Source organism: Pseudomonas sp. GW821-FHT09H03 (assembly GCF_059415945.1).
The window spans coordinates 98,631-118,871 of sequence record NZ_JBWKOF010000017.1 but is presented as its reverse complement, the minus strand read 5'-3'; the positions used below and the strand labels follow the sequence as shown (position 1 = coordinate 118,871).

Genomic DNA, 20,241 nt, shown 5'->3' with positions numbered 1-20,241 from the left:
CGCACGTTCAGGCCGCGCTGTTCCAGCGGACCGGGGCGAACATCTTTGGCGGTTTGTGGTACCCGCAGGGTCGGACTCGCGGGCCAGAATCCCGGGCGCTCAATGGCATCATTTTGTTCGTACTTCGCCCAATCCTGCAGGTGCATGTACAGGCTGTAGAAGGTCAGGCTGGGCGGTATGTCCGCGCTGCCAATGATACTGGGCGGCTGCAGGCGATGGCGCACCAGGACGAAGTTGCGCGAGAACGGCTTGTCGATGGTCAGCTCGCCGATGAAGTAGCGCGTGGTCGGCGCGTGCGTGTCGATGCGGTACGCCACCACTTCGCCGTCGGCCAGGCATCGGACGCTGGATTGATCGAGGGTGCCGGCGGTGCCTGCGTCGAAATGGATGCCGCCGTGGAACAGGCCACTGCGACCGATCGGGTAGTAGCCGCCGGCGGCCTTGGCCAAGTGGGTCAGCTGCATCAGTGGGTTCAAGTTGCTCTTGAACGGATGGCACCAGTTTTTCAGTGGGGCCGGGCTCGCGGGCTGCGCGATGAGCCGGGTAACAGGTGTCGGCAGAATCGGTGCGCGGGGGGCCGCAGGCGTTACAGGCGGGGGCGGTTCGTGTAAGCCAAACAGTCGGGCAAGCAAACTGGCCATGTTGTATGTCGCTCCTTGTCATGCAAAAGAGAATCAGGCGGAAAAATCCGAAAGGTCCGAGGAGGTGGTTGGGTGTTCGCCCACTCGTGATTGCACCGGCATTTCAAGTGCTTGCGTGGCTGCACCGCTGTGTTTGAAATGCGCCGCCTTGACCTTGTGATCGCCCGCCGTGCCGGACTCGATGCTGCATTCGTCCAGGCTCAGGTAACTGCCGCCTCCATTGAGGACGATTTTCTTTTTTGCGGTGATGTGGATTTCGTCCTCGGTGCTGGTGATGGTCAGACCATGCCGGGCGATCAGCTCCAGTCGGCCGTTCTGTGCCTGCACGCTCACCGGGCCCTGGTTGGCGATGAGCTTGATACCGAGCTTGCGCACGAACAGGCTCACCCCCTGCCCGACGCCGATGAACAGGCGCTTGATCACGCTGAGGTCGGCTTCGCCACCGGCGTTGAGCATCAGGTTGTCCCTGGCCGCCAGTTGCAGGTGTTTTCCGCTGGTCAAGGCGATGCCTTGCGGGGCGCTGAGCAGCAGGACCTGGGATTTGAGCTGTTCCAGATCCTGACGCAGCAGGTTTATCTGCGCGGCCACGTCCGCCGGTTCGGCTTTGGCGGTCTGCGCATCTGTGGAGAGCTGTTGCAGCTGTTCGCCGGCCTGTTGCAGGCGGGCCACGGCGTCGTCCATGTCGAGCACCTGACCTTGCGCCTTGGCCTGCGCATCGGCGCTGATGAACACGCCCTTGCCCGCGCGCAAACTGCCCCAATCATCCGTACGAAGCTCAAACCCTTCCCCCCGCTTCTTCCGCTGCCCATCCACCAGATGCCCCAGATTGAGCTGGCTCTTGCCCCCATACTCAGTACTGAGCTTGATGTGCTCCTGCCCCCGCGTATCGTCCAGCCGCAACTTGTTGTTGGCCGGTGTACGCAACACATTGCGGTGGTCGTTGCGCTGGGTCACCAGGTCCGGGTGCTGGTCGTCATGCAAGGCGTGGGCGATGTAGGGTCTATCCGGGTCGCCCTGTTCGAAGGCGATCGCCACTTCGGTGCCGGCGATCAGCGGCAGGTGCAGGCCGTAGGTGTCGCCGGCGTAGGCGCGGGCCTGGCGCAGCCATTTGCTTTCGCGGCCGGCGGGCCAGGTGTCGCGGTCGAAGAGGAACTTGACCCGGTAGCGGCCTTGCTGGTCGATTTCGGTGTACAGGGGGTTGCTCTGGGGGTGGGTGATGCGTGCCGGGAGGGTGCCGGCGATTTGTGGTTTGGGTGGTATTTCGGGGCGGAAGCACAGGCGCAAGGCATAGGGCATGGCTTCGAAATCGCAGGTCAGGCTGCGGTCGCGGGCGGCGCGGATGGCGATCTTTTTAATCACCACGCGGGGGGCGAAGGCCTTGGGGGTGTCGCCGCTGATGGTCAGGACCTGGCCGGGGGCCAGGGTGGCGCTACTGCTGGTACCGCTGAGGTGGGTCTGGTTGTTGAGGTAGCGTTCATGGCGCAGGCGTGCGTAGAAAAAGCCGCTTTCGCTTTGCAGGTCTTCGTCGCGCAGGTGGGCCTTGCCGAGCACGCGGTAGGGTTCGGCGTAGTGGTAGGCCTCGCCGTAGGTGTTGTCGGCGCTGGGGCGTTCGACTTTGCCGTGGGCGGCCGGCTCGCCCTGGGTCTGGTCGACTTCGCCATCGAGGTAGGCGCGGCTGTCTTCGGGGTGGTAGGCGCGCACGTTGACCTGCTGCTCTACCACCTGGTGGCGGGTTTGCAGGGCCCAGACGCTGTCCTCGTCGCTGTTGCTGAAGCCTGAGGGCGAGCGCAGCGGCAATTCGACGTCGAACTGGTAGCAGCGCTGGTCGTCGCAAAACTCGACCATGTCGAAGTGGAGTTTTTCGTGTTGGGTGCAGCGGTACCAGATGCCGACTTCGGCGAGGATCCGGCTGATGAAGGCCAGGTCGCTTTCCTGGTACTGCATGACCTGTTCGCGGGACGGGTAGTCGCGCTTGAGGGTGAAGCGAAAATGCCCGGTGTCCAGACCGTGGCGGCTGCGCAGGATGCTTTTGACGATGTCCGGCACGGACTGGTGCTGGTAGATGCGCGTTTGCTGGCCGCGATCGAGCAAGGCCAGGCGCGGTTGCAGGGTGACTTCGTAGCGGGCTTCGTCGACCGACCCGGACAGGCGCTGGCAGCCGGTGATGCGGCCGTACAGGGTGCGCAGGGGTTTGGGTGGCTTGGGTTCGTCCCAGGACATCACCGGCCGCGTCGACGGGTGGGCGTACAGGCTGAACTCGGCGTATTGGCCGATGAGTTTTTCCGCGCCGATGTCGAGGTCGCTGGCGGTGAATTCGATGCGGTAGAGGTAGGGTTGGCTGAGGTACTCATGGCCTTCGAAGGCGAGGACGTCGAGGTGGGTGTCGAGTTGGTCGATCTTGAGTTTGTGGCGGCTGTGGTCGAAGAAGGTACTCATGCCTGGCCCTCCATCGCAACGGCTGAGGGCGCGTCGCTGAATTGCAGGGTGATGCCCTCCTCGTCGCTGTAGCCCAGGTTCACGCCAAGGGTTTTATGCCGGGCGGCCTGACGCTGCAGCAGCTGCTGGCTGAGGACCGGTAGAATCTGCTGGTTGAGCAGGCTGTCGATGTTGCGGGCGCCGCTGTCGGGCAGCAGGCAGGCGGCGACCAGTGCGTCGTGCAGGCCGTCGTCGATTTGGCAGGTCAGGCCGTAATGGCGGTGCAGGCGCTTGGCGACCTTGGCCAGTTTGAGCACGACGATGCGCTTGAGCGCGTCGGCCTGCAGCGGGCGGTAGATCAGGGTCTGGAAGCGGGCGAGCAAGGCGGGCTGGAAGTGCTCGCGCAGCAGCGGTCGCAGCCATTCGTGCAGCTCGCTGTCGCTGGCCTCGGGCTGGTCGCGCAGGCCGTTTTGCAGCGCATCGCTGCCGAGGTTGGAGGTCATCAGGATGACGGTGTTGCGGAAGTCGATTTCGCGCCCTTCGCCATCGCGCATGAAGCCGCGGTCGAACACCTGGTAAAACAGGTTGAGCACGTCGCGGTGGGCCTTCTCCACCTCATCCAGCAACACCACGCTGTAGGGCCGCTGGCGCACCGCTTCGGTGAGCACGCCGCCTTGGCCGTAACCGACGTAGCCCGGTGGCGAGCCCTTGAGCTGGCTGACGGTGTGGGCTTCCTGGTACTCGGAGAGGTTGAGGGTGATCAGCGATTTTTCGCCGCCGAACAGGCAGTCCGCCAGCGCCAGGGCGGTTTGTGTCTTGCCGACGCCGCTGGTGCCGACCAGCAGGAATACCCCCAGCGGCGCCTGTTCTTCGGTCAGGCCGGTCTTGGCCGCGCGCAGGCGCTGGGCCAGGGCGCCGAGGGCAGCATCCTGGCCAATCACCCGCTCGCCCAGTTGCTGTTCCAGGGCCAGCAGGCTGGCTTGTTCGTCCTTGAGCAAACTGCCCAGAGGCACGCCGGTCCAGTCGGCGATGACTTCGGCGACGCTGCGGGCATCGACGTCGAGGGACAGCATCGGCTGGCTACCCTGGGCGCGCTGCAGCTGCTCCTGCAGTTTCGCGCAGAGGTCGCTGCGGGCGGGTTCGGCCTGGCGCGCATCGAGCAATTGCCGGGTCAGGTCCAGCTCGTAGTGGTACTGGCGCAGCAGGTCGTCCTGCTGTTGCTGCAGCTCGACCTGTTGCCCGGCGATCAGGCTCAAACGCTCGCCCAAGTCGCTGCCGTTGAGTTGCACATCCTGCTCCAGCGCACGCCGCTCCAGCTCCAGCGCGGCATGCCGGGCCTTGAGCCGCACCAGTGCCTGGGGCTCGCAGTCGAGGCTCATGCGCACCCGCGCGCTGGCGGTGTCGAGCAGGTCGACGGCCTTGTCCGGCAGCTGCCGGCCCGTGAGGTAGCGCCGCGACAGGCTGACCGCCGCCTGCACCGCCGCGTCCTGGATGTGCACCCCGTGATGGCTGGCGTAACGCGCCTTGAGGCCGCGCAGCATCAAGCAGGCGCTGGCATCGTCCGGCTCGTCGACCTTGACCATCTGGAAGCGCCGCTCCAGTGCGGCATCGCGCTCGAAGTACTGCTTGTATTCGCTCCAGGTGGTCGCGGCGATGGTGCGCAATTCGCCACGGGCCAGGGCCGGCTTGAGCAGGTTTGCCGCATCCGCCCCGCCCGCCTGGTTGCCGGCACCGATCAGGGTGTGGGCTTCGTCGATGAACAGCAACACCGGGTTGGGCGACTGCTGCACCGCGTCGATGACGTTTTTCAGGCGTTGCTCGAACTCGCCCTTGACCCCGGCGCCTGCTTGCAGCAGGCCCAGATCCAGGGTGCGCACGCTGACCGCCTTGAGGCTGTCCGGCACGTTGCCGTCGGCAATGCGCAGGGCCAGGCCTTCGACCAGCGCGGTCTTGCCGACGCCGGGTTCGCCGACCAGGATCGGGTTGTTCTTGCGCCGGCGGCTGAGGATGTCGATGACCTGACGGATTTCATCGTCACGCCCGAACACCGGGTCGATCTGCCCGCCCCGCGCCTTGGCGGTGATGTCCTGGGTAAATTTGTCCAGTACTGCTTGCAAGGCATCGTGCACGGCAGCACCGGGGATGGGCAAAGCCGCGGGCTGGTCCAGTGCACTTTGCTGTTGGACCTGAGGGCGTTCCTCAGAGTGTTGATCGAGCAGCGTCGACAGCTGCTGCAGGTGCACTTCACCAAGGCTCAGCATGGGCCAGGCCGCATCGCAAGCCAGCAGCTGCGGACTGTCCTGCAACGCGCCCATCAGGTGCACCGAACGCAGGCTGTCATGCCCTTCCAGCGACGCGCGCAACCAGGCGCTCTCGATCAGTTTGTGCAACTTGCCGCACAACTGCGGCTTGCCTTGCACGCTGCGCGGCAGCGTATCGAGATGGTCAAGCAGACCGCGCCAAAGTGCGTCCATGTCCCATTCGTGACGACGGGCGATCAGGGTCAGGTCGCCCTCCCCCTGCTCCAGCAACTTGAGCAGCCAGTGTTCGATGCTGATCAACCCATGAGCTCGGCTTTGGCACAAGGAAGCCGCTGCACTGAGCGCCTGGGCGCAGTAGGGATTGAGTCGGCGAAGCAGGCGCGTGGAGTTATGGGGCATGGCGTTACGTCCTTGTGCTGAGGGCTCAGGGGGTGGTCGGTGGGGGCGATGGAAGTGGCGGGATGGGCTGGGTTGAACGTCCGCGAGCAGACGCTCAACCCAGCACACCGAACCGGCAGGCAAGCGCTGCCTGCCGGTTTTCCCGGGTTATGCGCTCGAGCGCTGGTTCCAGGAGTCGTCGTGCATGAGGTTGCCGTCCAGGTAGAGCCAGGTGATCTTCTCGTAGCGCAACTCAATCTCTTCCATGTGGTTGTGTTTGGACTTGGTCGGGTCCTTGATGTCATGCATTTCCGAAGCGACTCTCACTACCTTGACGTTTTCAAGGGTGGCGTTGAAATACTCGACCTCCTGGCCGTTGTTGTCGATGCGATACCATTTGAACTCGGCACTGGTGAGCGTCTGGCCGGTGGTTGCAGCCTGATAGAGGTATGGGCTGGCGGCATCGACCTCCTTGGTAAACACGTACGGGGCATGAGTCCGGGTACCGGTCAATTTTCCGGTGTTGTCGTCGGTGGCGATGTAAACGCTATGGGAGTGAGCGACCACCTCGATACTGCCTTCGCGCCCTACTACGTTCACTGAACCTTTGACGTCGTTTCCAGCGTCATTTTTCAGCCACAGGTAAATGGGAATTGCCATGTGATGCTCCTTTTCTCAGTACACAAATGCCGCGTTTGCGACAGGGGATTGAACGTCGGCCCCGGCCGTGGGTAGCGCGCAGGCCCCCACTTCCGGGACCAGACGGATATCGACGCGACGGTTGGCCTGGCGCCCCGCCTCGGTGTCATTGCTGGCGATCGGCTGGCTCTTGCCAAAGCCCTGCACCGCGAAACAGCTGTCGGGGATGCCGCCCATGCGCTGCATCCAGTCACGCACCGCGGCCGCACGGGCGCGGGACAACTGCAGATTGTGTTCGTCGCTGCCCACTGCATCGGTATGCCCGGCGATGACGATCAGCCAGCCCGGCTGGGCCTTGATGCCGACCAGGGCGTCGATCAGCACCCTGGTCGATTCAGGCTTGAGTTGTGCGCTGGCACTGCTGAACAGCGACAGGCTGTCCAGGCGTACGGTTCGCGCGGTGCGTGCCGGCAGCGGGCGGGTCACCGGTTGCCTGTGCTCGGCGATGGTGGTCAACAGCCGCTCACGCAGTCGCTCGCCGTGATACAGGCCAAGGCCCAGTGCCAGGGGCGCGCCCAGGCGGTAGTAACTGTCCAGGCGCACCGCGTCCTCGCGCAGCACGTTCAACGCATCCTCGCGCCGGGCGTATTCGGGTTGCTCGGGACGCGCGGTCGGTGCAATGGATGTGTAACGGCGCAGGTCGTCACTGACCTGGCGCAGCAGCAAGGTGTTCTGCCAGGCCGAGCTGGTCAGGGCGACGACGGCGGCGCCAGCGAACAGCCACACCGCGATCACCATGGCGCCACGCCGTGGCGAAGGTTGTGCCTGTCGGGGCAGCAGCGTCAGCAAAGGATCAGGGAACGGCAGCGACTCCCCCGGTACTTGCACAGCGACATCGGCGTCCAGCAACGCGGTCTTGTCACGCTGCCATTGCCGCCACAGGTTGCCGGGAACATATCCGGGCAGTGCCGGTACCAGTGTGCAGGCCCACACCAGCGGCAGGCCGACAGGCTGGCGACCTTCACGGCAGGTGAAGTGCGCCAGGACCTGCTCGTCCAGCCACGCGGCGGCGCCGTTGAGCTGGATGCCCGCCTGCAATCGTTGCGTGTGGACTGCACTCGGCGCGGATTGCCGATACCAGTCCTCAGGGCTGAAGCTGGCCCCGGCCTGCAGAATGTTGCATTGGCCCTGCCCGGCGCCCCAGCTGAACCAGGCCCCTTTGGCTGCCGGGGACTGCTGATAGCTGACCAGCAGCAACGGCAAGCTAAAGCCACGCTTGCGCGTCAGTGCGACCTGATGAATGAAGGTACGAACCTGCCCGGCCAACGCCGCGGCATTGATGTGCTCGCCCGGGTTGACGATCAACATCACACTGAGCTGCCCGCCCCACTGCGGGCGCAAGGTCATGACGCTGTCGACCAGCCCGGGCAGCTGCTGCACACGGGCGACCCGCAGGTAACATCCCTGCTCGGTCAACCGCTGCGCGGGATGCTCGCAGGCATCGAAACCAAACAGGCTGGACAGGCCGTCGCCACAGACCAGCACCACGGGATGTCCGTAGCTCGCCGGGGGCAGCGCGAATTCATCGAGGGAACCGGGCAGTTCCCGTTGCTGCGCTGCCTGACGCGCCGCCCGCACCCTCGCCAACGCAACACTGCCGACAACGATCAAGACGCCAACCCCGCGCGTCCATCCGTCAAGCGGGATGATCGCCAGCAGCATCAGGGCCAGTGCACCGGTCCATAGCCAGAGCCCTTGTTTGAGTTTGAGCGTCATGGACCCCACCTCAGACGTCTGCTGATAACAGCGTCGCCACCAGGCCACCCAGCCACTGATCGAGCGCGTACCAGACACCGACCAGCAACAGGCCGGCGGCCACGGCATTGACCAGGGGTGAGCGCAGTTGCGGCAGCCGCGTCATGCCCTGCCCGCCGCTCAACGTAGCGGTCGAGCGTCGATGCAATGGCAAGGGCGCGACCCGATCATTCAGGGCGGCCAGCAGTTGCTCGCGCTCGGGGTCATTGATATCGGCGTAACGACCCTTGAAGCCCAGGGTCAATACCCGGTGAAAAGCCGTCAGCACCAGCGGGTCCGCCGCCGGCTCGCGCAGCACCTCGCGCATGTCCTCGTAGAGGAACACCCCGGCCTGATGGCGGTTGAAGAACCTGGTTTGCAAGGGTTCGCTGGCCCAGCGCGAATGGGCATCGTCGTGGGTGAGATTGAGCATGGTTTCATCGAGCAACGCGCATTGCGCATGGCTGATATGGTCGATGCTGCGTTGCGCCAGGCCGGCCTCTTCGAGCGACTGGCGAACACGCTCGACCTGCTGCACGCAAAGCGCTTTGACTTCATCGCTGTTTTGCGCCGAAGCCCCCTGCCGCAACTCGACCACCAGCAGGTAGCTGTCCTGCAACAAGGCGTCGATGTCCACCGCGATGACGCTGTGTTGTTTCGTTTCGATCAGGTTCATGCGCGTAGTACCGCGAACAGTTCAAGTTTGACGTCGGCCAGGGTGCTCGGGACGTAGAAGGCACAGATGCCCTGAGCCAGGATGGCTTGCCCCTTGGCATGGTTGAGGTCGAGGGCGAAGTACTGGTTTTCCAGGCGCAGGGGGATGGCCGCCGGCACGTGGCTGAGGGACTGCAACGGCACGCCGTCGAGGGCGGCGTTGACCAGTTGATCGACTTCGTCCGGCGTGCCGATCTTGCACAGGCGCGGGAACTGGCTCTGCAGTTGCACGGCCGGCAGGCGGCAACGCACCGACAGATAGAAATCGGCACTGTCCGGCTCCCGCAGCCGAGGGTCGTCGAGCCGCACCTGCCAGCGGTTGGCTGAACGCTCTTCAAGGTCCAGGGCGATGACCCGCGAAGGCAGGCTGGCCTCCAGCAACGTGGAAATCATGCGCAACAGCGGCGGCAACACGCTTTCCAGGTGATCGTGGCGGTAAGGCGGAATCTGCTCGACATCGTGTTCCAGGGAAAAGGTCAGCAGGCTGCCGGCCAGTTTGGTCAGCTCCAAGTAGACCTGCTCGGGAGGCCTGGCAGGCCAGGCCTTGAGATCGGCCAACACCGGCTGGTAGGTGTTCAAGGCATTGAGCAGCCAGAACAGCGACACGTCGGCCACGGCGAAGTCGGCCATGCGCTGGTTGCTTTCGCGGCGCATGCCCATCAGTCGCTGCCGCTTGGAGGACAGTTGGGTCAACAGGTTGTCCAGTTGCGTCAGCAGCCCCGGGTGCGCGGCGAAACTGAGCAAGGGCGGGATGTAGTCGGGGTCAAGGCTCCAGGCGCCCTGCCCGTCGCGTACCATCCGCGCAATCGGGCAGGTCAGGTAATCGCCGTTCTCGTCGTGCTCCAGGCGCAGGCTCAGCACCTGTTCGAGCACGCCGACCGATTGCACCTCATCGGCGTAGATGTCCTGCACCTGACGCCAGTCCTGGCGATAACGGGTGGGTCGGTCCCCCTCGCCATCAAACAGGCAGTTGTTGCCATTGGCCTGCTCCAGCGGCAGGGCCAGCAGCAAAGTCGCGGCCTGGCTATCACCCGGTAACAGGTGCGACAACTCAAGGCCCGGGGGCAGCCGATCGACATGATCGGTGTCGATCAAGGTACCGTCGGGCATGCGCAGGTTCAGCCGGGTAGCCTTGAGCGTGCCCAGGCGCAGGGCTTCGAGGTCGAAGGCGACGCTGCGAACGCCCCAGGGGTGCACCAGGCACAGACGAGCCAGGCACTCGTTGGCCCAGGCTTCCCAGCGTGCCTGCTGCTGGAATTGCTGCGGGGACAGCAATGCCCCCGCGGCCCACAAGGGGCGGTCGATCTTCATGAGGTCGTATCCCTACGAATTGGCTTGGGATTGATCAGATTCAGGCTTTCGCCTTTGGCATCTGCGAAACCAGCGACAAGTTGACGTCCATGCCTTCCACCTGGAAATGCGGCACGGCATACAACTTGACGCGGAAGAAACCCGGGTTGTCTTCGATATCTTCGACCGTCACCCTGCCAGCTCGCAGCGGGTGCGACGCTTGCAGGTCATCACCCGGATCGTTCATTTCGGTGACCAGCCCGCCGACCCACTTGTTCAGCTCCAGCTCGAGCACACGGCGGTCCTTGGTGGTGCCGATGTTTTCGCGCTGGATCAGCTTCAGGTAATGGGCAATCCGTGACAGCAGGAAGATGTATGGCAGGCGCGCATTGATCCGGCTGTTGGCGGTGGCGTCCGCGGTGTCGTACAGCGCCGGTTTCTGCGTCGAGTTGGCCGAGAAGAAGCAGGCGTAGTCGCGGTTCTTGTAGTAGGACAGCGGGATGAAACCGAGGTTGGCGAACTCGAACTCGCGGGTTTCCGGGATCATCACCTCCGAGGGAATCTTCACCTGATTGCCAGTGCCCAGATCGTACAGATGGATCGGCAGGTCGGTGACCGCGCCGCCCGCCTGCGGGCCACGGATCTGCACACACCAGCCGTTGGCGATGAAGCTCTTGACCATGTTGGCCGCGAAGGCATAGGACGCATTGGTCCACAGGTACTTGTCGTGGTCCGGCCCCTTGACGCTCTCGATGTAGTTGAAGCTGCGCACGGGAACGGTGTCGGGGCCATACGGCAGGCGCCCGAGCACGCGAGGCATGAGCAAGCCGATGTAACGGGCGTCGTCGCTCTCGCGGAAGGCTTTCCACTTGAGGTATTCGGCGCGGTCAAAATAGTTGCCGATGTCCTTGATGGCCGCCACCTCTTCCATCGAGCGCTTGCCGAAGAAGGCCGGCCCGACCGAGCCAATGAATGGCATGTGCGCAGCGGCCGCGACTTTGGAAATGTTGCGCAGCAAGGCGATGTCCTGGGGGCTGCGATCGAATTCGAAGTTGGAGATGGCCGCGGCGATCGGCTCCCCGCCCGGGGTGTCGTATTCCTGGATGTAGGTCTGCACATACAGGCCGCTTTGCGCGATCTCCGGGGCATCTTCGAAATCCTGGACCAGGTGGTCCTTGCTGATGTCCAGCAGTTCGACGCGCACGTTCTGACGGAAGTCGGTCTGGTCGATCAGCGACTTCACACCGCGCCAGGTGGACTCCACACGCTGGAAGTCCTCGTGATGCATCACGGCATCCAGTTGCCGGCTGATCTGCGCATCCAGTGAGGCAATGTGTTCGTCGAGCAGCGTGCGGTCCAGACGCTGGACCTTGTGGGAAGATTGCTTGATCAAGTTGAGAAAAACGCTGACTGCGGCGGTCACGCGCTCATCAGCTGAAACATCGGAAAGTGCTTCGGCGTCTTGAAAGACTTCAATTTCGCCCAGCACTTTTACCGGACTCAGATTGATCTTGCCAAACAGCGCGCCATACACGCCCTGGTTTTCTTCGGACAGCACCGTAGCGCCGCGCGATTGCACGCTGGATTGTTCAGTAGACATATTGAAACTTCCTTTTAAACAAACCGAGTTGAATTAACCAACTTGTTGCGCAGTGAGGGCAGCCAACTCGCCCCGCAGTTCATCGCTCAGCGACTCGTCCATGAGGATGCGCTCCAGTTCCTGACGGAACGTGGCATTGTCCAGAAGGTTCGACTTGAGGTCGCGCAGCAGGTTACGCATGGCCAGCAGCGCGCGCAGCTGTGGAATTTGCCGGGCCACCTGCTCCGGCTCGAAATCCTTCATCCTGCCAAAGCTCAACTCCACCGGGATTTCGCCAGCCTCGTCGGCCAGGGTGTTGGACGCCACCAGCTTGACCTCGGGCGCGTACTCGGCCAGCACGCTGTCGAAATTGTTGCGGTCGATGCCGACTTTGGCTCGCTCCGATAACGGACGCTGTTCCCGGCCGTTACTGTAGTCGCCCATCACCATCAACTTGAGCGGCAGCTCGATTTTTTTCTGCGCGCCACCGGTATGTAAATCGAGCTTTATATTCACCCGAGCCTTGGGCACTTCGTTTTGAAAACTACCAGAAGCCATAAATCCTCCATGAGCATTTGTAACGATTTACACCGTTACAAAAAATCAATTACAAATTCCAACCCACTATGCCCGCCGGCATTATGAAGTCACATTACCGACCACAGCATGCAAGCTGTTAGAGCAACAAAAATAGACCATAGACAGGGTAAGTACAGCTGCCGAAACAAACACTCAAACACTTACCAGGAGGAATGTTGAACTAACTTACGCAGGCTTACCATCCTGTAACTAATATTTAGATAAAGGCTACGTTGAACTCAGAACTTGCCCGCATTCGAAACAGCAACTTCCTACATGGTTAGAGAAATTGCCTACAAGCAATCTATTGACTCGCTGCAATAGCAACGCGGCACAGCCGTCATGAAATCAGAAGACAAGGAATACCCGATCTCTGATATCACCACAGCTGTGCTCGAAAGCACTCAGGACTGAGCGCAGGCTGGGCGGTCTGCAAGACCTCAGAATTGCTCGGTGATATAGCGGTACGGATAATCCGGCTCGCGGTAATCACCCTGCGCCTGCCGCTTAGGCAGTTTCACTTTGGCGCGCTTCACATCCTCATAGGGAATGCTGGCGAGAAGATCGCTGATGATATTGAGACGGGCCCGGCGCTTGTCGTTCGAGTTGGCGACACGCCAAGGGGCGAACTCGGTATCGGTGGCTTTGAACATGTCGTCCCGGGCACGGGAGTAGTCGTACCAGCGGTTGTAGGACTTGAGGTCCATCGGCGACAGCTTCCAGATCTTGCGGCCGTCGGTGATACGTCCCTTGAGCCGACGGGTCTGCTCCTCTTCGCTGACTTCCAGCCAGTACTTGATCAGGATGATGCCCGATTCGACCAGTGCCTGCTCGACCCGCGGCGCCACCGTGAGAAAGGTCTCGAGCTGCTCGTCCGTGCAGAACCCCATCACCCGCTCCACGCCGGCGCGGTTGTACCAGCTGCGATCGAAGATCACCACTTCACCGGCCGCCGGCATGTGTGGCAGATAGCGTTGCAGGTACATCTGGCTCTTTTCCCGATCGGTCGGTGCCGGTAGTGCCACGACGCGGAACACCCGCGGGCTGACCCGTTCGGTGAGGGCCTTGATCGTCCCGCCCTTGCCGGCGCCATCGCGCCCTTCAAAGATCACGCAAACCTTGATGCCCTTCTCTTTCACCCACTCCTGCAACTTGACCAGTTCAACGTGCAGCCGGGCCAGTTCATTGAGATAGACCTTGTTCTTGAGCTTGCCGCTGTCATCAGGTTGGCTTTTCACTGCTGCCTTTTTCTTTGCCATGGTGCAAACCTCGCTAGATACTCCGAACAGTGTCAGGAAGCGCCCGACAGCTGCCATTCACAGTCGACTGAGCCGATAGTGCTCAACCGCCAATTCCAGGTTATGGAAGATGCGCGCCTCGCCCAGCGTGCGCCCCAACGGTGCCTTGATGACCATAGCCGAAACGCTGGGGCTCATTCCCACCAGCCACAGCGAAACGCCTTTTTCGCGCAAGCGTTGTTCAGCGCCGGTGAGCATCTTCAAGGCGGTGTACTCCAGATCGAACACACTGCGCAGGTCGAGGACGACGACCCTCGGTTCGTGTGTCTCGATCAACAGCCGTATCTTCATGCCGATACGCTCGGCATTGGCGAAGAAGATGCGACCTTCGGGCCGAAGCAATAGCAGCCCGTCAAAGTGTTCGTCATTGAGGTTCGTCGGGGACTGTGGACGGAACACGTTGGTGCCGGGCTTGCGACCCAGGATGTGCACCGGTGGATCGGAAACCTGATAGGCCAGGGCGAGCAGCGACACGACAATGGCGACGACAATCCCTTGCAGGGTGCCCAGCAGCATGACGCCGACCATGGCGACGATGGCCCAGACCAGCTCGGTCTTGCGAACTGACAGGATCTCGCGGAATTCCCTGGGCTCGATCAGGCCCACCGAGTACACAATCACTACGGCGGCAAGCGTGGCATTGGGCATCATGCCAATGAACGGCGCCAGCAGCAGGCAGGTACCCAGCGCCAGTGCTGCGGTGATCAACCCCGCCAATTGCGAGCGAGCCCCGGCCAGACGATTGACCGCCGTCTGGGTGGTGCCGCCGCCAGCGACCATGGCGCCGAGAAACGCCCCGCCGATATTGGCCATGCCGGTGGCGACCAATTCGCGATTGGGCTGCAGCGTGGGTTCGTCGTTGCGAGCGAAGGCGCGCGCAGCGGCGATGGATTCGGTAAAGCTCATCAACGCGATGCCCATCGCAGACGGCCAGAGATCAGCGGCCAACGACCAGATCGGCAATACCGGTGCGGGCAGTCCAATCGGCACCACGCCGACCGCCGACACGCCGAAACGCTCCAGGCTAAACAGGCTCATGGCGATAATGCCGAGCGCTACCGCAATCAGCGGCGCCGGCAATCGAGGGGTAAAATGTTTCATGCCGACCAGCACCGCCAGCATGCAAACGCCGACCGCCACGGTCGGCAGCGAGACATGTCCGAGCCCCTGGAAAATCGCCACCAGGTTGTGCAGGAAACTGCCTTTGTCGATGTGAATGCCCAGCAGCTTGGGCAACTGGTCGAGAACGATGACCACACCGATGCCCGCCTTGAAGCCCACCAGTACCGGTTCGGAAATGAAGTTGGCAACGAAACCCAGGCGCAGCACCCCGGCCATGATCAGGATCGCGCCCACCATCAAGGCCAAGGTGGCCGAGGCCGCCAACAGTAACGCCGGATCACCGGACGGGCTGGCCTGGGCGAGCGCGGAGCCGGCGAGAATCGCCAGGGTGGTGGTGGTACTGACACTGAGCGGGCGCGAGGTGCCGAGCACGGCATAGATCACCATCGGCACCAATACGGTATACAGTCCGACCTGCACCGGCAGGCCGGCAATGGTGGCATACGCCAGCGCCTTGGGAATGACCACGGCCGCCGCCGTCAGCCCGGCGATGACATCGCCCCTGAACCAGTCCGGCCTGTAGTTGTTCAGCCACTCGGGTATCAGCAGGCCACGCAAGGTGCCCTGGTGTCGGGTACCGGGAACCCGCGGCTGCGGATGGCTGCCCTGCTCACTCATGTATCACTCCCTGTCGGAATCGGTCTTATAAAGTTTTGCGTGTGCCCGGTTCACCGGGTCTGATCTGTTCATCTGGTCTTTGCACATACGCCATTCACCTGTCCCCACAGGCAATCGGCTCAAGGTCGCAAAACCCAGGCGCCGGGGCATGAAAAACCGGGGTTGAATCTACCGGCAAGGGCCGATATGGCCGGACTCGGTCAATGGCGCCGGCCAGTGGATTTGCGCAAAGGCCTGACCATCTAAGAACAACGTCGGGTATGGGACATCTGGTGCGTTATCGTGGACTTCCCGCTGCGGCCCTGGTGGCAGGAAGTCCCTCTAAATCTGATGTTTGACGATAGTACGACCCAGGCAGTCCCACAAGGACAGCCTCTGCGAGTTTGAGCCATGGCGCAGCAGGTATCGGCCAAAAGGCACTGATAAGCCTTTGCGTCACGGCGCTGCACGCAACGCCTCAGGGCAAACCCCGTCACGATCCTGTCATTAAAGCCTGATAGCGTCAGCGCGCTTGCCCTGGCCGAGGCGCTCGACCTGCGATCGACTGCGCCCTGCAGCAGGGTCCCCGCTCCTCCGCCCAAGGTGCCACTTCCGGTGTACTCAAGCACGACGCGCAAGAACATCATCCTCAGATCCAGCGACCTGAACTGCGACGACTTTGGCGCGCTGTTCTCGAAGATGTTCGGCAATCTCTATGCCGACTCGCGACCGCCGCCCAAAGACATCATCATCGGCGGGGTGTATGGCAGGCACGACGGTGTCAGCTTTCGCCGCATGCACTACCTGGGGGATTTCACCGTCGACTTTCCCGAGCCACTGGACGAGATCACCTTCGTCATCCCCAGCGCCGGGAAGATCCTCTACAACCATGCCACCGTGGGCGGTAGCCAGGTCGGCCTGGCCATCGACAAGGCTGATATCCGCTCGATGCGCTTCATGGACAACCATGCCCAGCACGGAATTTCGATCCGGCGCGCACTGTTTACCGAGCGCCTGTCGACCCTGCTGGGCAAGCCGATTCTGGAAAAGCTGTATTTCGAGCCCGTAGTGGATCTGAATGTCCCGGCCTTCCAGGTCATCCGCACGTTAGTGGAGATGGCCACGGGCAACGAGTTCGATCTGCTGATCAATGCGGGCGCGCTACTGCCTTCGCGCCTGCGCGAGATGCTGGTTGATGCGGTACTTCAAGCCTGGCCGCACAACTTCACGCAAGCGCTGCGACGCCCTGCCCCGACGATTGCGCCGCGACATGTCAAGTTGGCGGTCGAGTACATCCAGGAACATCCCGATGATCTGGTCAGCGGAACGGACCTGGCCCGGTTGAGCAATGTCAGCCTGCGCGCGCTGCAGGATGGATTTCAGCGGTTCATGGGGATGTCGATCGTGGCTTATCAGCGGCAAGTACGGCTGGAGCGTGCCTATGCCGAACTTGCCGGTGAGACCGCGCCTTCGGTGACCGAGGTGGCGTTGCATTACGGGTTCAGCAATGTCGGGAGGTTTTGCCAGTATTTTCAGAAGGCGTATGGGGTGAGTCCGGCAGAGGTGAAGAATGGCCGGCGGGAGGGACGTTTGGGGTTCGCGATGGTTTGATTGTTCACCCTGCCGGGGCGTGTCAGTCAGCATCTGTATTGGCTGTGCCGGCCCCATCGCCAGCAGGCTGGCTCCCACAATTGATCCGGGCGATCAAAAATTTCCTGGTCGCATCAATCCCTGTGGGAGCTAGCCTGCTGGCGATGAGGCCGGCACAGGTATCATCAATAGCGGCAGATGCGCTACCGCCATGACATCCCGTCAGAACAGATAACTGGCCTTCAACCCGCCATTGAAGCCATGGCTGTCACCACCGCCACTGGCACCCATTTGCGCCCCGACACTCACCGCACCCAAATGCGCCATGACGTTCACTCCGGCGGTGAACTGGTCGCGATTGTCGAAGGCGGCCTGTTGCTCCACGTCCAGGCCCAGCAGGTGCCCTTGACTGTCAATCTCGTTATCGCCCAGCACATGTTCATAGCCGACCTGCACACCCGGCACCAGCTGCCACGCGCCCATGCCGACCGGGGCAAAGGCCACGTTGAGGTTGGCCACGGCGCTGTGGCGGGTTTCATTGATGCTGTCGACGTCGAGGGCCAGTTCGCTGCCCGTCTCCTGGAAACCGTCCAGGTTCACGTGACTGACCCGCACGCCGAGACTCGGTTCGAGGATCACATCGCTCACCGGCACGCGGTAACCCAGCGCCAGCGTCAGGCCATAAAGGTTGCCGTGGCTGTCGCCCTTGGCTGTACCCAGGCCGCCGCCAAGTTCGCGCTTGCTGTCGTAGTCGAGGTAGCCGGCGCTGGCATCGGCGTCGACAAACAGGCCGCGTTCCAGGCCGTTCGGGGCGAATCGCGCACCCGCTGAGAGGAAGGTGTAATCGGTGTCCGCCTCGCCACCCGCCCCGCCGACGCTGCCACGGCTGTAGCCGATGCCGCCATGGGCGCTAAGGTTTTCCGAGAAGCGTTGGGTCAGGCCGACCATCAGCCCCTGGCTGTGCTCGTTGCTGCTGGACGCCTGGGACGAACCATCGGTGCCCAGGTAACCGGCCAGGGCGGTGCTCCACAAGCGGTATTGCCCGGCCTTCAGATCGATGCCACTGGTGAAGGGCGCGGCGGCCTGTTCGATCATCGCGCCCTGGCGCAGCAGGTAGCTGGCGGCGTCGGCGTGCACCTGACCACCGACCGTGGATTCGACACCCGCGAGGTTGCCGGCGTCGATGGCCGATTGCAGGTAATAGTTGTAGTCACTGTAGGAGCCCGAAAGGCTGGTGTTCTGCAGTTGCTGCAACAGTTGCGCACCTGCGGCGGCGTTGCCGGCCAGGCCTTGCTGACCGGGCAAGCTGTTGAAATAGACCATCTTGCCGCGCAGCACGTAGATGGTTTCCTGGGACAGGCCCAGGCCCTGTTTGAGGTAGTTGTCCATGCTGCCGTACTGCGCGGTGACCTGATCCAGGCCAGCCTGCAGGAAGCTCGCTTCCACGCCGAGCAGCGGCGCATAAACGGCGGCCATGCTCGGCGGCAGTGCGGCCAGGGTCGCCTGCACGCGCGCGGCGGTGTAGTCGTTGGTGGCCAGATAGTTGCTCATGATCGTCGCGTCATCGAGCCCGGCGATACTCTGCAGCACGGCGGCGGTCCAGCCGGTGCGGTCCTTGCCGGCGGTACAATGGAACAGCGCAGCACCGTCGACCCCGGCCAGTTCGTTGAACAGCCTGCTGATCTGGCCGCGCATTCCGGCGTCGCTGACGAACGCGCGGTTGGTCTCTTGCATCATCGCAACAGCATCGGCGGCACTGTGAAAAGCGATGCTGGTGATGTTCGAGCCGGACGTGGTGCTGCCGATGATGTCGATGTTGCTGTAGGTCGCCCCCGTCGGCAGGGTATCAGGCGTGCCTGCAATCTCGCTGGGCGTGCGCAGGTCGTAGACCGATCTGATGCCCAGGCTGTTCAACGTCGCCAGGTCCGCGGCCGACGGGGTCAGGGCATTGGAGCGATAGAACACGCCGGCGCGCATGGTGCCATCGTGCGCAGTGGAATACGCCGTGGTGAGGCCGGCAACATCGCGCAAGTTGTCGATGCTTTTCAGGCGTGGCGTATTCAGGGGCACAGGGTCGGCGGCCTGGGCGGCGGCGATGGACAGGCTCAGGACGGACAGCGAACACACAAGACGTTGAAACACGGTACAGCCTCATTGACTACTCGTTGGGCTGCCTACTATCTGTGGCTAAGTGATACTGAATATTACAGTTTGCCTTTCGCAGAAAATGCCTGCGCGATCTGTCCGCGAGGTGCGTTATCTGTCCGCACCTGCGTAGTTGGGGGATGAACGCAAAAAAACGTCTTCAGCGTCCCGGGACCTGTCTACGCTCACTGCATTGCCAGCCTGCCTGCCAACGAACGGCTCGATTGTCCGGGACTGAGGCCGTGCATCCGCCCTTCCCCTGTATGCGTCTGGAGCCACCGACATGATGCGCCCTCTGCTGACCCTTGTTTCCCTCCTGACCCTGAGCCTTGCGGCCCATGCCGATGTCACACCCTACCCCGACGCCTTCAAGGTCCAGGACATCGCGCTCGATGGCGTGACAATGCACGTCCGTGTCGGCGGCAAGGGGCCGGCGGTGGTGTTGCTGCATGGTTTTGGCGATACCGGCGACATGTGGGCACCTCTGGCCGCCGACCTGATGCGCGACCATACGGTTGTCGTCCCGGACCTGCGCGGCATGGGCTTGTCTTCGATCCCGGCCGGCGGCTACGACAAGAAGACCCAGGCCGCTGATATCCGCGGCGTGTTGAACGTGTTGAAGATCGAGCATTCGGTGATCATCGGTCACGACATCGGCACCATGGTTGCCTTCGCCTATGCCTCGCGCTACCCACAGTACACGGACCGTCTGGTGGTGATGGATGCGCCGGTGCCCGGCATTCCCCCCTGGAACGACATCGTGCGCTCACCGATGCTGTGGCACTTCGATTTTGGCGGGCCGGACATGGAGCACCTGGTTGCCGGACGGGAACGCCTCTACCTTGACCGCTTCTGGAACGAGTTCGCCGGTGACCCGGCCAAGGTGGACGAAGGCACCCGCCAGCATTACGCCAGACTCTACGCCCGTCCCGGCGCCATGCATGCCGCCTTTGCCCAGTTCCGCAGCATTCGCCAGGACGCCACCGACAATGAGGCATCGATGGCGACGAAACTGAAAATGCCGGTGCTGGCAATCGGCGGCGAAAAATCTTTCGGCGCCAACGAAGCGATCGTGATGCGCAATGCCGCAGACAGCGTCACCGAGGTGGTCGTTGCCAACGCCGGGCATTGGCTGATGGAAGAAGCACCGGGGCCGACCATTGCGGCGATTCGCGAATTTATCGCGAAGTGAAGCGATG

General features: G+C 62.6%; 13 protein-coding genes and 1 pseudogene. 2 read left to right on the top strand and 12 right to left on the bottom strand.

The features are described from left to right. From AC07OG_RS22260 to AC07OG_RS22210, 11 genes and pseudogenes are all read right to left on the bottom strand, one after another. A pseudogene (locus AC07OG_RS22260) lies at positions 1 to 464 on the bottom strand (hypothetical protein); the annotation flags it as partial. Positions 465 to 674: 210 nt separating this feature from the next. Continuing rightward, entirely contained in the window at positions 675 to 3,077 is a 2,403-nt protein-coding gene (locus AC07OG_RS22255) for a type VI secretion system Vgr family protein (RefSeq protein WP_495068113.1), read from the bottom strand. Next, on the bottom strand, positions 3,074 to 5,716 hold the full coding sequence (gene tssH, locus AC07OG_RS22250) for a type VI secretion system ATPase TssH (protein ID WP_495068112.1): 2,643 nt from the start codon (positions 5,714 to 5,716) through the stop codon (positions 3,074 to 3,076). Before tssH ends, AC07OG_RS22255 begins: the two co-directional genes overlap by 4 nt. Positions 5,717 to 5,863: 147 nt before the next feature. Next, on the bottom strand, positions 5,864 to 6,355 hold the full coding sequence (locus AC07OG_RS22245) for an Hcp family type VI secretion system effector (RefSeq protein ID WP_060541691.1): 492 nt from the start codon (positions 6,353 to 6,355) through the stop codon (positions 5,864 to 5,866). 15 nt (positions 6,356 to 6,370) lie between these two features. Then, positions 6,371 to 8,110, bottom strand: coding sequence for an OmpA family protein (locus AC07OG_RS22240; RefSeq protein ID WP_495068111.1), 1,740 nt, complete (start codon positions 8,108 to 8,110; stop codon positions 6,371 to 6,373). A gap of 10 nt (positions 8,111 to 8,120) precedes the next feature. Then, positions 8,121 to 8,804 (bottom strand): type VI secretion system protein TssL, short form, encoded by a 684-nt coding sequence (gene tssL / locus AC07OG_RS22235; RefSeq protein ID WP_495068110.1) that lies wholly within the window; start codon positions 8,802 to 8,804, stop codon positions 8,121 to 8,123. Beyond that, positions 8,801 to 10,153, bottom strand: coding sequence for a type VI secretion system baseplate subunit TssK (gene tssK / locus AC07OG_RS22230; protein ID WP_060541694.1), 1,353 nt, complete (start codon positions 10,151 to 10,153; stop codon positions 8,801 to 8,803). Before tssK ends, tssL begins: the two co-directional genes overlap by 4 nt. A gap of 40 nt (positions 10,154 to 10,193) precedes the next feature. Beyond that, positions 10,194 to 11,732: a type VI secretion system contractile sheath large subunit gene (gene tssC, locus AC07OG_RS22225; protein ID WP_495068109.1), complete on the bottom strand. Its 1,539-nt coding sequence runs from the start codon at positions 11,730 to 11,732 to the stop codon at positions 10,194 to 10,196. A 33-nt stretch (positions 11,733 to 11,765) separates the two neighbouring features. Continuing rightward, positions 11,766 to 12,269 (bottom strand): type VI secretion system contractile sheath small subunit, encoded by a 504-nt coding sequence (gene tssB / locus AC07OG_RS22220; protein WP_060541696.1) that lies wholly within the window; start codon positions 12,267 to 12,269, stop codon positions 11,766 to 11,768. A gap of 461 nt (positions 12,270 to 12,730) precedes the next feature. Next, positions 12,731 to 13,549, bottom strand: a complete 819-nt coding sequence (gene ppk2 / locus AC07OG_RS22215) for a polyphosphate kinase 2 (RefSeq protein WP_060541697.1) — start codon at positions 13,547 to 13,549, stop codon at positions 12,731 to 12,733. Between the two features lie 57 nt (positions 13,550 to 13,606). Then, entirely contained in the window at positions 13,607 to 15,328 is a 1,722-nt protein-coding gene (locus tag AC07OG_RS22210) for a SulP family inorganic anion transporter (protein ID WP_495068108.1), read from the bottom strand. Positions 15,329 to 15,922: 594 nt separating this feature from the next. Here AC07OG_RS22210 and AC07OG_RS22205 point away from each other — a divergent pair. Beyond that, positions 15,923 to 16,918, top strand: coding sequence for a helix-turn-helix transcriptional regulator (locus AC07OG_RS22205; RefSeq protein WP_495068107.1), 996 nt, complete (start codon positions 15,923 to 15,925; stop codon positions 16,916 to 16,918). A gap of 201 nt (positions 16,919 to 17,119) precedes the next feature. On the opposite strand, the gene AC07OG_RS22200 is transcribed toward AC07OG_RS22205, so the two are convergent. After that, the gene (locus tag AC07OG_RS22200) at positions 17,120 to 19,039 is read right to left on the bottom strand and encodes a tyrosine-protein phosphatase (RefSeq protein WP_495068106.1); all 1,920 of its coding nucleotides are present in this window, start codon (positions 19,037 to 19,039) and stop codon (positions 17,120 to 17,122) included. Positions 19,040 to 19,325: 286 nt separating this feature from the next. Here AC07OG_RS22200 and AC07OG_RS22195 point away from each other — a divergent pair, with 286 nt between their 5' ends. Then, positions 19,326 to 20,234 (top strand): alpha/beta fold hydrolase, encoded by a 909-nt coding sequence (locus tag AC07OG_RS22195; RefSeq protein WP_495068105.1) that lies wholly within the window; start codon positions 19,326 to 19,328, stop codon positions 20,232 to 20,234. Positions 20,235 to 20,241 lie beyond the last annotated feature (7 nt).

Bases quoted from the DNA above. Each gene is read 5' to 3' on its own strand.
- AC07OG_RS22255 (WP_495068113.1), bottom strand. From the start codon at position 3,077: ATGAGTACCTTCTTCGACCACAGCCGCCACAAACTCAAGATCGACCAA.
- tssH (WP_495068112.1), bottom strand. From the start codon at position 5,716: ATGCCCCATAACTCCACGCGCCTGCTTCGCCGACTCAATCCCTACTGC.
- AC07OG_RS22245 (WP_060541691.1), bottom strand. From the start codon at position 6,355: ATGGCAATTCCCATTTACCTGTGGCTGAAAAATGACGCTGGAAACGAC.
- AC07OG_RS22240 (WP_495068111.1), bottom strand. From the start codon at position 8,110: ATGACGCTCAAACTCAAACAAGGGCTCTGGCTATGGACCGGTGCACTG.
- tssL (WP_495068110.1), bottom strand. From the start codon at position 8,804: ATGAACCTGATCGAAACGAAACAACACAGCGTCATCGCGGTGGACATC.
- tssK (WP_060541694.1), bottom strand. From the start codon at position 10,153: ATGAAGATCGACCGCCCCTTGTGGGCCGCGGGGGCATTGCTGTCCCCG.
- tssC (WP_495068109.1), bottom strand. From the start codon at position 11,732: ATGTCTACTGAACAATCCAGCGTGCAATCGCGCGGCGCTACGGTGCTG.
- tssB (WP_060541696.1), bottom strand. From the start codon at position 12,269: ATGGCTTCTGGTAGTTTTCAAAACGAAGTGCCCAAGGCTCGGGTGAAT.
- ppk2 (WP_060541697.1), bottom strand. From the start codon at position 13,549: ATGGCAAAGAAAAAGGCAGCAGTGAAAAGCCAACCTGATGACAGCGGC.
- AC07OG_RS22210 (WP_495068108.1), bottom strand. From the start codon at position 15,328: ATGAGTGAGCAGGGCAGCCATCCGCAGCCGCGGGTTCCCGGTACCCGA.
- AC07OG_RS22195 (WP_495068105.1), top strand. From the start codon at position 19,326: ATGATGCGCCCTCTGCTGACCCTTGTTTCCCTCCTGACCCTGAGCCTT.